This is a genomic window from Mycolicibacterium cosmeticum (assembly GCF_000613185.1).
GTDB lineage: Bacteria > Actinomycetota > Actinomycetes > Mycobacteriales > Mycobacteriaceae > Mycobacterium > Mycobacterium cosmeticum.
The window spans coordinates 1,539,829-1,552,423 of sequence record NZ_CCBB010000003.1 but is presented as its reverse complement, the minus strand read 5'-3'; the positions used below and the strand labels follow the sequence as shown (position 1 = coordinate 1,552,423).

At 69.1% G+C, this 12,595-nt stretch carries 12 protein-coding genes; 5 read left to right on the top strand and 7 right to left on the bottom strand.

From position 1 onward, the window contains the following. Window positions 1-3 precede the first annotated feature (3 nt). Window positions 4-1,014: a 3-isopropylmalate dehydrogenase gene (locus tag BN977_RS26675; protein WP_036402805.1), complete on the bottom strand. Its 1,011-nt coding sequence runs from the start codon at window positions 1,012-1,014 to the stop codon at window positions 4-6. Next, window positions 1,011-2,606 (bottom strand): phosphoglycerate dehydrogenase, encoded by a 1,596-nt coding sequence (serA, locus tag BN977_RS26670; protein ID WP_024450461.1) that lies wholly within the window; start codon window positions 2,604-2,606, stop codon window positions 1,011-1,013. The genes BN977_RS26675 and serA overlap by 4 nt, the downstream gene beginning before the upstream one ends. A gap of 61 nt (window positions 2,607-2,667) precedes the next feature. Here serA and BN977_RS26665 point away from each other — a divergent pair, with 61 nt between their 5' ends. Genes BN977_RS26665 through BN977_RS26655 form a run of 3 tightly spaced genes read left to right on the top strand, consistent with a single transcriptional unit; the run spans window position 2,668 to window position 4,765 of the window. Then, complete coding sequence (locus tag BN977_RS26665) at window positions 2,668-4,095, top strand: phytoene desaturase family protein (protein WP_036402802.1); 1,428 nt, start codon at window positions 2,668-2,670, stop codon at window positions 4,093-4,095. Window positions 4,096-4,127: 32 nt separating this feature from the next. Next, complete coding sequence (locus BN977_RS26660; protein ID WP_024450463.1) at window positions 4,128-4,343, top strand: hypervirulence associated TUDOR domain-containing protein; 216 nt, start codon at window positions 4,128-4,130, stop codon at window positions 4,341-4,343. Then, window positions 4,340-4,765, top strand: coding sequence for a hypothetical protein (locus BN977_RS26655; RefSeq protein WP_024450464.1), 426 nt, complete (start codon window positions 4,340-4,342; stop codon window positions 4,763-4,765). The genes BN977_RS26660 and BN977_RS26655 overlap by 4 nt, the downstream gene beginning before the upstream one ends. Window positions 4,766-4,824: 59 nt before the next feature. Here the strand turns inward: BN977_RS26655 and ilvC are convergent, their stop codons facing one another. From ilvC to BN977_RS26640, 3 genes are all read right to left on the bottom strand, one after another. Beyond that, window positions 4,825-5,838, bottom strand: a complete 1,014-nt coding sequence (gene ilvC / locus BN977_RS26650; protein WP_024450465.1) for a ketol-acid reductoisomerase — start codon at window positions 5,836-5,838, stop codon at window positions 4,825-4,827. Between the two features lie 74 nt (window positions 5,839-5,912). Further along, entirely contained in the window at window positions 5,913-6,419 is a 507-nt protein-coding gene (gene ilvN / locus BN977_RS26645) for an acetolactate synthase small subunit (protein WP_036402799.1), read from the bottom strand. Next, window positions 6,416-8,272, bottom strand: coding sequence for an acetolactate synthase large subunit (locus BN977_RS26640; protein ID WP_024450467.1), 1,857 nt, complete (start codon window positions 8,270-8,272; stop codon window positions 6,416-6,418). The genes ilvN and BN977_RS26640 overlap by 4 nt, the downstream gene beginning before the upstream one ends. A 275-nt stretch (window positions 8,273-8,547) precedes the next feature. Here BN977_RS26640 and BN977_RS26635 point away from each other — a divergent pair, with 275 nt between their 5' ends. Next, window positions 8,548-8,946: a PH domain-containing protein gene (locus BN977_RS26635; protein ID WP_051561928.1), complete on the top strand. Its 399-nt coding sequence runs from the start codon at window positions 8,548-8,550 to the stop codon at window positions 8,944-8,946. Here BN977_RS26635 and BN977_RS26630 read toward each other — a convergent pair whose 3' ends face one another. After that, window positions 8,947-9,768 (bottom strand): DoxX family protein, encoded by an 822-nt coding sequence (locus BN977_RS26630; protein WP_036402796.1) that lies wholly within the window; start codon window positions 9,766-9,768, stop codon window positions 8,947-8,949. A gap of 160 nt (window positions 9,769-9,928) precedes the next feature. Between BN977_RS26630 and BN977_RS26625 the strand changes: the two genes are divergently transcribed. Continuing rightward, the gene (locus BN977_RS26625) at window positions 9,929-11,059 is read left to right on the top strand and encodes a PQQ-dependent sugar dehydrogenase (RefSeq protein ID WP_046873324.1); all 1,131 of its coding nucleotides are present in this window, start codon (window positions 9,929-9,931) and stop codon (window positions 11,057-11,059) included. Window positions 11,060-11,071: 12 nt separating this feature from the next. On the opposite strand, the gene gatB is transcribed toward BN977_RS26625, so the two are convergent. Further along, entirely contained in the window at window positions 11,072-12,574 is a 1,503-nt protein-coding gene (gatB, locus tag BN977_RS26620) for an Asp-tRNA(Asn)/Glu-tRNA(Gln) amidotransferase subunit GatB (protein WP_036402794.1), read from the bottom strand. Window positions 12,575-12,595 lie beyond the last annotated feature (21 nt).

Sequence of the window (12,595 nt, the reverse complement as noted above, 5' to 3'; positions counted from 1 at the left end):
CAGCTACAGCAGCGCGAGGATCCGGTCGCCGACCGCACCGGTCGACAGCTTGGCGTCGCCGCGGGTCGCCAGGTGCTCGGCGACCGCCTTGTCCACCCGGGCCGCCGCGTCGTCCTGTCCCACATGGGCCAGCAGCAGCGCCACGCTCATCACCGCGGCGGTCGGATCGGCGATGCCCTGCCCGGCGATATCGGGCGCACTACCGTGCACCGGCTCGAACATCGACGGATTGGTCCGGGTGGCGTCGATATTGCCGCTGGCGGCCAGCCCGATGCCGCCGCACACCGCGGCCGACAGGTCGGTGATGATGTCGCCGAACAGGTTGTCGGTGACGATGACGTCGAACCGGCCCGGGTCGGTGACCATGTGGATGGTGGCCGCGTCGATGTGCTGATAGGCCACCTCGACGTCGGGGTACTCCTTGCCGACCTCGGCGACGATCCGCGACCACAGGCCGCCGGCGAAGGTCAGCACGTTGGTCTTGTGCACCAGTGTCAGGTGCTTGCGCCGGGACTGGGCGCGCGCGAACGCATCCCGCACCACCCGCTCCACGCCGAACGCCGTGTTCACGCTGACCTCGGTGGCCACCTCATGCGGGGTGCCGACGCGCAGCGCGCCGCCGTTTCCGGTGTAGGGGCCCTCGGTGCCCTCGCGCACGACGACGAAGTCGATGCCGGTCACCCCCGACAGCGGGCTGGTGACACCCGGATACAGCCGGCCCGGCCGCAGATTGACGTGATGATCAAGGGCGAAGCGCAGTTTCAGCAGCAGCCCGCGCTCCAGCACGCCGCTGGGCACCGACGGATCGCCGATGGCGCCGAGCAGGATGGCGTCGTAGCCGCGCAGTTCCTCGATGGTCTGCTCGTTCAGCAGTTCACCGGTGGCGTGGTAGCGCCGGGCACCCAGGTCGTACTCGGTGCGTTCGACGCCGGGCAGCACGGCGTCGAGCACCCGCAGCGCCTCGGCGATGACCTCGGGACCGATGCCGTCGCCGGCGATGACAGCTAACTTCACGACAGGTCAACCACTTCCAGTGTGGTGGCGCCGACCGCTTCGGCGATGGCGGCGCGCACGTTCTCGGGGACATCGGTATCCAGGCGCAGCATGACGGTGGCGCTGTCGCCGCTGGCGTCCTGGCTCATCTGGGCGGCCAGGATGTTCACGTTCGCCCCGCCGAGCAGGGTGCCGATCTTGCCGAGCGCACCCGGCTGGTCGGTGTAGTTGACCACCAGGTTGTAACCCTCGGCGCGCAGATCCAGGTTGCGGCCGTTGATCTGGACGATCTTCTGCACCAGCTGCGGGCCCGACAGGGTGCCCGCCACGTTCAGCGAACCGCCGTCGGCGTAGACCGCGCGCACGTCGACGACGCTGCGGTGATTGGGACTCTCACTGGCGGTGGTGATCTCGGCGGTGACGCCGCGGTCCTTGGCCAGCGCGGGGGCGTTGACGAAGGTCACCTGCTCGTCGACCACGGCCGAGAACAAGCCCCGCAATGCCGAGAGCTTCAGGATGCCAACATCTTCTGTGCCGCCCGCAGCCAGCTCGCCGCGCACCTGGACGGTCAGCGACACCGGGGCGGCGTCGGCCAGCGAGCCGACCAGCAGGCCGAGCTTGCGCACCAGATCCAGCCAGGGCGCCACCTCCTCGCCGACGGCTCCCCCGCCGACGTTGACGGCATCGGGCACGAACTCGCCGGCCAGGGCCAGCTTCACGCTGGCGGCCACGTCGGTGCCCGCGCGGTCCTGCGCCTCGGCGGTGGACGCACCCAGGTGCGGGGTGACGACCACCTGCGGCAGCTCGAACAGCGGGCTGTCGGTGCACGGCTCGGTGGCGAACACGTCCAGGCCGGCGGCCCGCACGTGGCCGCTGGTGATCGCGTCGGCCAGCGCCTGCTCGTCGATCAGGCCGCCGCGGGCGGCGTTGACGATGATCACGCCGGGCTTGGTCTTGGCCAGGTTCTCCTTGCCGATCAGCCCGGCGGTCTCCTTGGTCTTGGGCAGGTGCACCGAGATGAAATCGGCGCGGCCCAGCAGCTCGTCGAGGCTCAGCAGCTCGATGCCGAGCTGAGCGGCGCGGGCCTGGGAGACGTACGGGTCATAGGCGACGATGTGGGCGCCGAACGCCGCCAGCCGCGCCGCGACCAGCTGGCCGATCCGGCCCAACCCGACCACGCCGACGGTCTTGCCGTAGATCTCGGTGCCCGAGAACGACGAGCGCTTCCAGGTGTGCTCGCGCAGCGTGGCGTCGGCGGCCGGGATCTGCCGCGCGGCCGACAGCAGCAGCGCCAGCGCGTGCTCGGCGGCGCTGTGGATGTTGGAGGTCGGCGCGTTGACGACGAGCACACCGCGGGCGGTGGCGGCGTCCACGTCGACGTTGTCCAGGCCCACCCCGGCGCGGGCCACGATCTTGAGCTTGGGCGCCGCGGCCAGCACTTCGGCGTCGACGGTGGTGGCCGACCGGACCAGCAGCGCGTCGGCGTCGGCGACCGCTTCCAGTAGCTTCGGGCGGTCCGGACCGTCCACCCAGCGGACCTCGACCTGGTCGCCGAGGGCGGCGACGGTCGATTCGGCGAGCTTGTCGGCGATCAGTACAACGGGAAGACTCACGCGGTCAGGATAGTGGGCGGCAATCTCGACGAAACACCGGGCGTTCCCCCAGGATGAGGTCATGGACGTCACCGTCGTCGGAAGCGGGCCCAACGGGCTGACCGCCGCCGTGATCCTGGCCCGCGCCGGATTGGCGGTGCGGGTCATCGAGGCCCAACCCACCCCGGGCGGCGGGGCGCGCACCCTGCCCGACCCCGAGTACCCCGACGTCCGCCACGACATCTGCTCGGCCGTGCATCCGCTGGCGCTGGCATCACCGTTCTTCGACGGCTACGACCTGCCCGCGCGCGGGGTGCGGCTGGCCGTCCCGGACATCTCCTATGCCAACCCGCTGCCCGGCCGGCCGGCCGCGATCGGGTATCGCGATATCGCCCACACCTGTGCCGAACTCGACGACGGCGGCTCGTGGCGGCGCCTGCTCGGCCCGCTGGTCGACGACGCCGACGCGGTGGTGCGGCTCATCCTCGGCGACAAGAGGTCGGTGCCACCGATGTCGGCCGCGCTGAAAGTCGGCCCGCGCCTGCTGGTGCAGGGCAGCCCGCTGTGGGGCGCCCTGCGTGGCGATGACGCCAGGGCGTTGTTCAGCGGTGTTGCGGCACATACCATTTCACAGATGCCGTCGCTGGTGTCCAGCGGTGCCGGCCTGATGCTGGCCACCCTCGGGCACGCGGTGGGCTGGCCGATCCCGGTCGGCGGATCACAGGCCGTCGTCGATGCGCTGCTGGCCGACCTGCTCGACCACGGCGGCGAGCTCGTGCTCGGCACCGAGGTGACCGCGGCGCCGGGCGGGGTGGTGCTCTACGACACCGCACCCACCGCCCTGCTGTCCATCTACGGTGACACCCTGCCGCCGGGCTATGCCCGGGCGCTGCGCCGCTACCGCTACGGCCCAGGGGTGGCCAAGGTCGACTTCGTGCTGTCGGGCGAGATCCCGTGGAGCGATCCACGTTTGGCGCACGCACCGACCTTGCATCTGGGCGGCGGCCGGGAAACGATGGCGCTGGCCGAGGCCGAGGTCGCGGCCGGCCGGCACGCCGAGTGGCCGATGGTGCTGGCGGCGCTACCGCACCTGGCCGACCCGGGCCGGGTCGACAGCGCGGGCCGCCGCCCGCTGTGGACGTATGCGCATGTGCCGCACGGCTCTTCACGGGACATGGCCGAGACGGTGACCGAGATCTTCGAGCGGTTCGCCCCCGGCTTCCGCGATGTCGTCGTCGCGGTGCGCAGCGTGCCGGCATCGCGGTTGGCCGACCACAACGCCAATCTGGTCGGCGGCGATATCGGGGTGGGCGGCAACAACATGGTCAGCGCGCTGACCGGCCCCACCCCTCGGCTGGACCCGTGGAGCACCCCGATCCCGAAGGCGTATCTGTGTTCATCGGCCACCCCGCCCGGCGGTGGCGTGCACGGGATGGCGGGGTACTACGCCGCCCGCACCGTGCTCAGAAGGGAGTTCGGGATCCGGAATCTGCCGGCCCTGGCCCCGTGAGTCTTTCCGGATTTGTGGGTATATCGGCTGGTATGAGCGACGACTTGCAGAGAGGCGACAAGGTGTCGTGGCGCAGCCACGGGACCACGGTGCCCGGCACGGTGGAGAAGAAGATCACCTCCGACACCGAGGCGGCCGGCCGTCAGGTCAGGGCGAGCTCGGACGATCCGCAGTACCTGGTGCGCAGCGACAAGTCCGGACGCGACGCCGTGCACAAACCCGAGGCGCTGAAGAAGCGGTCGTCATGACGAAGCTGGACGACGCGCACGCCCGCCCGGCCGGCGTCAGCGACGAGACCGTCGAGGCCGTGGGCAAAGTGTCCGAGGCGCTGGAGTACGTCGAGCGCGCGCGGGGCCATCTGTATTCGTTCCACCAGTTGATGGGCCACGCCGACCTGCTGCTCGGTGAGGCCGCCGATGCCCTGCGCGCCGCCGGGCACACCGAGGCCGCCGACCGGCTGAGCGAGGACATGATCGGCCGCAACGTCATCCGCGGCCGCTGGACGTTCCAAGTGGTCGAGGAATTCGACGACGACTACTGGCAGCGGTTCCGCGAGCACGAGAAGCGGGTCCGCGACGAGCTGATGGGCGGCCGGCGTCACGTGTTCGAGGCCGAGATGAAAGAGGACCGTCGCACCAAGGGTCGCGACGGGCACGAGGCCACCCCATAACGATTTGTGCACGTTCCGTACCGCCTGGCGTTACGGAACGTGCACAAATCGCGGGAAAACTAGGCAGTTTCGGTGATCGGCCGGTCGACCCAGCTCATCAGGTCGCGCAGCTTCTTGCCGGTGACCTCGATCGGGTGCTCGGCGTTGGCCTTGCGCAGACCCTCGAGCTCCTTGTTGCCACCCTCGACATTGGCCACCAGGCGCTTGACGAAGCTGCCGTCCTGGATGTCCTTGAGGATGCCGCGCATCCGCTCCTTGGTGTCGGCGTCGATGACACGCGGGCCGGAGATGTAGCCGCCGAACTCCGCGGTGTCGGACACCGAGTAGTTCATCCGGGCGATGCCGCCCTCGTAGATCAGGTCGACGATGAGCTTGAGCTCGTGCAGCACCTCGAAGTAGGCCATCTCGGGGGCGTAGCCGGCCTCGACCATGACCTCGAACCCGGTCTTGATGAGCTCCTCGGTGCCACCGCACAGCACGGCCTGCTCACCGAACAGGTCGGTCTCGGTCTCTTCCTTGAAGGTGGTCTTGATGACACCGGCACGACCGCCGCCGATGGCCGACGCGTAGGACAGCGCCAGCGCCTGGCCCTCGCCCTTGGGGTCCTGGTCGATCGCGATCAGGCACGGCACACCCTTGCCGTCGACGAACTGGCGGCGCACCAGGTGGCCGGGGCCCTTCGGCGCGACCATGCCGACGGTGACGTTGGCCGGCGGCTTGATCAGGCCGAAGTGGATGTTCAGGCCGTGCCCGAAGAACAGCGCGTTGCCGTCCTCCAGGTTGGGCTCGATGTCGTTGCGGAAGATCTCGGCCTGCGCGGTGTCGGGCGCCAGCAGCATGATCACGTCGGCCCACTTGGCCACCTCGGCCGGGGTGTCGACCTCCAGGCCCTGCTCCTCGACCTTGACGCGGGACTTCGAGCCCTCCTTCAGGCCCACCTTGACCTGCACACCCGAGTCACGCAGCGACAGCGAATGGGCATGGCCCTGGCTGCCGTAGCCGATCACCGCGACCTTGCGGCCCTGGATGATCGACAGATCCGCGTCGTCGTCGTAGAACAGTTCGATTGCCACTGACTTTTCCTTCTCTTGTCTCTTTTGTCGTTCGTTGAAGCTATTTGGCCGTACCGATGGCGCGCGGACTCAAGTTACTTGGCCGCGCCGATCGCGCGCGGACCGCGGGCCAGGGACACGATGCCGGACTGCACGATCTCACGGATCCCGTACGGTTCCAGCACCCGCAAAAACGCCTCCAGTTTGGCAGGGGTCCCGGTGGCCTCGATCGTCAGGGACTCGGTGGACACGTCCACCACCTTGGCACGGAACAGATTGACCGCCTCGATCACCTGGCTGCGGGTGGCCGGATCGGTGCGCACCTTGATCAGCGCCAGCTCGCGCGAGACCGACTGCTCCTCGTCCTGCTCGACGATCTTGATGACGTTGATCAGCTTGTTGAGCTGCTTGGTGACCTGCTCCAGCGGGAAGTCCTCGACCTCGACGACGATGGTCATCCGGGAAAGGTGCTTCTGCTCGGTGGCCCCGACGGCCAGGCTCTGGATGTTGAACCCGCGCCGCGAGAACAGCGACGCGACCCGGGCCAGGACGCCGGGTTTGTCCTCGACGAGGACGCTCAGGGTGTGGGTCGTGGCGCTCACGCGTGTCCCTCGTTTCCTTCGTCGTCGAACAGCGGCCGGATGCCGCGCGCGGCCTGGATCTCGTCGTTGCTGGTGCCGGCGGCGACCATCGGCCACACCTGGGCGTCGGCGCCGACGATGAAGTCGATGACCACCGGGCGGTCGTTGATGGCCCGCGCCTGGTTGATCACGTCTTCGACGTCTTCGGCGCGCTCACACCGCAATCCGACACAACCCAGCGCCTCGGCCAGCTTCACGAAATCCGGGATCCGGTGGCTGTGCGTCGACAGGTTCGTCTGGCTGTAGCGCTCCTCGTAGAACAGCGTCTGCCACTGCCGCACCATGCCGAGGTTGCCGTTGTTGATCAGCGCCACCTTGATGGGCGCGCCCTCGATGGCGCAGGTGGCCAGTTCCTGATTGGTCATCTGGAAGCAGCCGTCACCGTCGATCGCCCACACCTCGGCCTCCGGCCTGGCGAACTTGGCGCCCATGGCCGCCGGGATGGCGAAGCCCATGGTGCCCAGACCGCCGGAGTTCAGCCACGTCTTGGGGTTCTCGTACTTGACGAACTGGGCGGCCCACATCTGGTGCTGGCCCACACCCGCCACGTAGAGCGCCTCCGGACCGGCGATCTGGCCCAGTTTCTCGATGACGAACTCGGGGCTCAGGCTGCCGTCGCTCTGCGGGCCGTAGCTCAACGGGTAGGTCGCCTTGATGCTGGACAGGTACTCCCACCAGTTGTCCAGCTTCAGCGACGCCGCATTGACGCCATCGCGGCGCAGCACCTCCAGCAGGTCGGTGATGACGTTGCGGACATCGCCCACGATCGGCACGTCGGCGTGCCGGTTCTTACCGATCTCGGCCGGGTCGATATCGGCGTGGATGACCTTGGCGTCGGGAGCGAAGGATTCCAGCTTGCCGGTGACGCGGTCGTCGAAGCGGGTGCCCAGGGCGATCAGCAGATCGCTCTTCTGCAGCGCAGCCACCGCTGAGACCGACCCGTGCATGCCCGGCATGCCCATGTGCTGGGGGTGGCTGTCGGGGAACGCGCCGCGCGCCATCAGGGTGGTGACCACCGGGATGCCGGTCAGTTCGGCCAGGTCCATCAGTTCGGCGGTCGCCTCGCCGCGGATCACGCCGCCGCCGACATAGAGCACCGGCTTGCGGGCCTCGGCGATCAGCTTGGCGGCCTCGCGGACCTGCCGGCTGTGCGGCTTGGTGTTCGGCTTGTACCCGGGCAGGTCCATCACCGGCGGCCAGGAGAAGGTGCACTGGCCCTGCAGGATGTCCTTCGGGATGTCGACGAGCACCGCGCCGGGGCGGCCGGACTGGGCGATGTGGAACGCCTCGGCGATCACCCGCGGGATGTCGTCGCCGTCGCGCACCAGGAAGTTGTGCTTGGTGATCGGCATGGTCATGCCGGTGATATCGGCTTCCTGGAAGGCGTCGGTGCCGATCAGGCCGCGCCCGACCTGCCCGGTGATCGCGACGACCGGGATGGAGTCCATCTGCGCGTCGGCCAGCGGGGTGACCAGGTTCGTGGCGCCCGGCCCCGAGGTGGCCATCATCACACCGACCTTGCCGGTGGCGTGGGCGTACCCACTGGCGGCGTGCCCGGCGCCCTGCTCGTGCCGGACCAGCACGTGGCGCAGCTTCTGCGAGTCGTAGAGCGGGTCGTACACCGGCAGCACCGCCCCGCCGGGGATCCCGAAGATCACCTCGACGCCGATCTCCTCCAGGGAGCGAACAACCGACTGGGCGCCGGTAAGTTCAATGGGCGCAACATGTTTGGGCTGCGGTGCCGTCTTGGCGGGCGCCACATGTGCGTTCGCGCGCTGGGCGGATTCGGGGGGCCGCGTGGTGGGAGCGCTCACGGTGTCCTCTTCGTCTCGGGGGTGGGATTCATGACTGTTCGGTACTTGGGCAAGAAAAAACCCCCGTCAGCGGGAGCCGCTGTACGAGGGTTGGCGCGTCGATGCTGTGTGCTATGCCCGAGTGAGGGCTAGCGCGGCATCAACGCGCCAACCAAGTACTACGAGAATCTCGGGGGTCTGCATAACAACCGACGGTAGCCCGCGTACTGGTCAAAGGTCAAATTGCCCCAGCCGAACACCGATGCGTGACGGTGGGCCGACGACGCGGTGCGAAGATGGTGGGCGTGAGTTCCGCTCGTGCACAGACCGATGTCGTCATCCGCATCTCCCCGATGGCCCATTTCGGGGTGGGGTTCTTCACCCTGGGTCTGCTCGCCCTGATCTTCGCCTGGCCCGGTTACGCCGCGGTGCTGCTCGTCCTACCGATCCTGTTGTCAGCGGCCATCATTCGGTATCGCACGGTGGCCGACCGGGACCACGTCACCGCCCGCACGCTGCTGCACAGCCGCACGGTGGATTGGTCGCAGATCGACGGGCTGCGCTTCACCAGGAGTTCGTGGGCCAGGGCCCGGCTCACCGACGGCAGCGAACTGGTGCTGCCCGCGGTCACCTTCTCCACGCTGCCGTTGCTGACCGCCGCCAGCGGCGGCCGGGTGCCCAACCCGTACGAGTGACTAACCGATCGGATTGGCGCCGTTGAGCAGCACCCAGAAACCGACGCCGACCCCGACACCCAGCAGCAACGCCAGGAACGATCCGACGAACGGCCGACGGGCCCAGCCCCGGCCGGCGTCCAGCCCGTAGCGTCCCGGGCCGGTCAGGATCAGCGCCGCGGCCACCAGCACGAGGGTGACCTGATGCTCGTGCCCGGACGGCACGACGAAGCTGACGAAACTGTGATCGGGGCTCGCGGCGACCGACGCCAGCAGGGCGTTGATCAGGTAGGCGAGCGCGGCCGCGGCGGCCAGCGGGGTGAACAGCCCGAGCACCAGCAGCACGCCCGCACCGATCTGCGCACCGGCCGCGACGTAGGTGATCAGACCGGCGTGCTGGTAGCCGAGCTCGGTCAGCGACCCCTGGAATCCGCCCAGGCCCGCCCCGCCCCACCAGCCGAAAGCCTTCTGCAGACCGTGCACCACCAGCAGCGCCCCCAACCCGGCGCGCAGCAGGAGCAGGCCCAGGTCGGCGGTGCCGCGCCGACCCGCCGCGCGGATGCGCTGGTCGGCGTCGAGCGGTTCGATCTCGGTGGGAACCGCCGGGGCGACCGGAGCCGCCGCATAGGGATTCGGTGCCGCATAGGGCAACGGTTCCGGCTCACCGAGCAGCGGATAGCTCGGCTGGTCGGGTTTGGCGGTCCCGCTGGTGTCGTACCGCGGGATCGCCGTCGTCTCGAAATCGCCCCCGTACGTCGACGAGGGAAGGTCGTCTTCGGGGTCGACCAGCCGCGCCGACGCCGGCCGTTGCCAATCGGTCACGTCATGAGGTTCAGCGGTCACGATTGCCAGGGTAAGTGCAAGACACGCCGAGACTCGGGATTGGCGCGGTACAAATGCCCACGTATCCACACCGATGCACAGTCGTGACACTGCGCCGCGACGGGCCGGGGGTGGGCACCTTCATGGCGCGCCCGACGAAACCATCCGTAGTCTGGCCTGCATGAGAGAGGGCGGGCCGACGCTCACGGCGCTTCGCAGCGCCGCGGTGCTGTGCGCGGTGATGGTGGTGGGCGCCGGTTGCGCCCGGTTCGACGACGCCCAGTCGCAACCGTTCACCACCGAACCGCAGATGGAGGCCCCGCCCTCGTCGTCACCACCGCCGCCCCCGCCGCTGCCCGGCACGCCCTTCCCCAAGGCATGCCCGGCCCCCGGCGTCATGCAGGGCTGCCTGGAGAGCACCAGCGGCTTGATCATGCTCCCGGACAGCCAGTCGGCGCTGGTCGCCGAGCGCACGACGGGCGCGGTGAAGAACGTCTCGACCAAGGCCGAGCCGACGGTGAAGGTGGTCATCCCGGTCGACCCGTCCGGTGACGGCGGCCTGCTGGACATCGTGCTGTCCCCCACCTACTCGCAGGACCGGCTGATGTACGCCTACATCAGCACCCCGACCGACAACCGGGTGATCCGCATCGCCGACGGTGACGTGCCCAAGCCGCTGCTGACCGGCATCCCGAAGGGCGCCACCGGTAACGCCGGGTCGCTGATCTTCACCAGCCCGACCACGCTGGTGGTGCAGACCGGGGATGCGGGCAACCCGGCCCTGGCCAACGACCCGGCTTCGCTGGCGGGCAAGGTGCTGCGTATCGAGCAGCCGACCACCATCGACCAGGCCCCGCCGACCACCGCGCTGTCCGGGATGGGTGCGGCGGGCTCGATGTGCACCGACCCGGCCGACGGGTCGCTCTACATCACCGACCGGACCCCGACGGCCGACCGGCTGCAGAAGATCAGCAAGGACTCCAAGGTGTCCACGGTGTGGAGCTGGCCGGACAAGCCCGGGGTGGCCGGCTGCGCCGCGCTCGACGGCGCCGTGCTGGTCAACCTGGTGAACACCAAGCAGACGGTCGCGGTGCGGATGGCCCCGGACACCGGCGCGGTGACCGGCGAGCCCGAGGTGGTGCGCCAGGATCAGCACGGGCACGCCTGGGCGCTGGCGGTGTCCCCGGACGGCAACGTCTGGGGCGGCACCATCAACAAGACCTCCGGCGACGCCGAGAAGCTCGACGACGTGGTGTTCCCGCTGTTCCCGTCCGGTGGCGGCTTCCCGCGCAGCAACGCGGACAAGACCTAGCCACCGGCTGAACTAGCTACAAGCGGCGATCACCAGTTCGCGCACCCGCGCGGCGTCGGCCTGGCCCTTGGTGGCCTTCATCACCGCGCCGACGATGGCGCCGGCGGCCTGCACCTTGCCGCCGCGGATCTTCTCGGCGATATCGGGTTGAGCCTGCAGCGCGTCGTCGATGGCGGCCTGGATCAGCGAGTCGTCGCGCACCACCACCAGCCCGCGATCGGTCATCACCTGCTCGGGCTCGCCCTCACCGGCCAGCACACCCTCGACCACCTGGCGGGCCAACTTGTTGGACAGCTTCCCGTCGTCGACCAGTTTGACCACCGCGGCCACCTGCTCGGGCGTGATGGGCAGCGCGTCCAATTCGACGCCGCTCTCGTTGGCCTTCTGCACCAGGAAGTTGCCCCACCACGCGCGCGCTGCCTCGCTGGAGGCACCCTGGGCCACCGTCGCGGCCACCAGGTCGATCGCGCCGTTGTTCACCAGGTCGCGCATCACCTCGTCGGAGATACCCCATTCCTGCTGAATCCGCTTGCGCGCCAGCCACGGTAGTTCGGGGATGGTGGTACTCAGGCGCTGCACCAGCTCGGCACTGGGGGCCACCGGCTCCAGGTCCGGCTCCGGGAAGTACCGGTAATCCTGTGCGGTCTCCTTGCTGCGCCCGGCCGTGGTGTACCCGGCCTCGTGGAAATGCCGGGTCTCCTGCGTGACGGTGCCGCCCGAGGTCAGTACCGCCGCCTGCCTGCGCATCTCGTAGCGCACGGCCACCTCGACGCTCTTGAGCGAGTTGACGTTCTTCGTCTCGGTGCGGGTGCCGAACTCGTTGGCGCCCTTGGGTTTCAGGGACACGTTCGAGTCGCAGCGCATCGACCCCTGGTCCATCCGGACGTCGGAGACATCCAGGGCACGCAGCAGATCGCGCAGCGCGGTGACGTAGGCGCGCGCGATCTCGGGTGCCCGCTCGCCGGTGCCCTCGATGGGCTTGGTGACGATCTCGATCAGCGGCACCCCGGCCCGGTTGAAGTCGGCCAGCGAGGTGGTCGCCCCGGCGATCCGGCCGGTGTCGCTGCCCAGGTGGGTCAGCTTGCCGGTGTCCTCCTCCATGTGCGCGCGCTCGATCTCGACGCGGAAGGTGGTGCCGTCGTCCAGCGGGACGTCGAGGTAGCCGTTGACCGCGATGGGCTCGTCGTACTGGCTGATCTGGTAGTTCTTCGGCTGGTCCGGGTAGAAGTAGTTCTTCCTGGCGAACCGCCCCCACGGCGCGATGGCGCAGTTGAGCGCCAGCCCGATCCGGATCGCCGATTCGACGGCGGCCTCGTTGAGCACCGGCAGGGAGCCGGGCAGCCCCAGGCAGACCGGGCACACCTGGGTGTTGGGTGCGGCGCCGAACTCGTTGGCGCAGCCGCAGAACATCTTGGTGGCGGTCGACAGCTCGACGTGCACCTCCATGCCCATGACGGGGTCGAAGGCGGCGATGACCTCGTCGTAGTCCAGGAGCTCGGCGGTATCGACAGACATGGCGTCGATCCTAGTGGGAGG

Excerpts from the sequence above, each read along its gene's own strand:
- BN977_RS26635 (WP_051561928.1), top strand. The coding sequence starts at position 8,548 with ATGGTGGGCGTGAGTTCCGCTCGTGCACAGACCGATGTCGTCATCCGC.
- BN977_RS26660 (WP_024450463.1), top strand. The coding sequence starts at position 4,128 with ATGAGCGACGACTTGCAGAGAGGCGACAAGGTGTCGTGGCGCAGCCAC.
- gatB (WP_036402794.1), bottom strand. The coding sequence starts at position 12,574 with ATGTCTGTCGATACCGCCGAGCTCCTGGACTACGACGAGGTCATCGCC.
- BN977_RS26625 (WP_046873324.1), top strand. The coding sequence starts at position 9,929 with ATGAGAGAGGGCGGGCCGACGCTCACGGCGCTTCGCAGCGCCGCGGTG.
- BN977_RS26665 (WP_036402802.1), top strand. The coding sequence starts at position 2,668 with ATGGACGTCACCGTCGTCGGAAGCGGGCCCAACGGGCTGACCGCCGCC.
- BN977_RS26655 (WP_024450464.1), top strand. The coding sequence starts at position 4,340 with ATGACGAAGCTGGACGACGCGCACGCCCGCCCGGCCGGCGTCAGCGAC.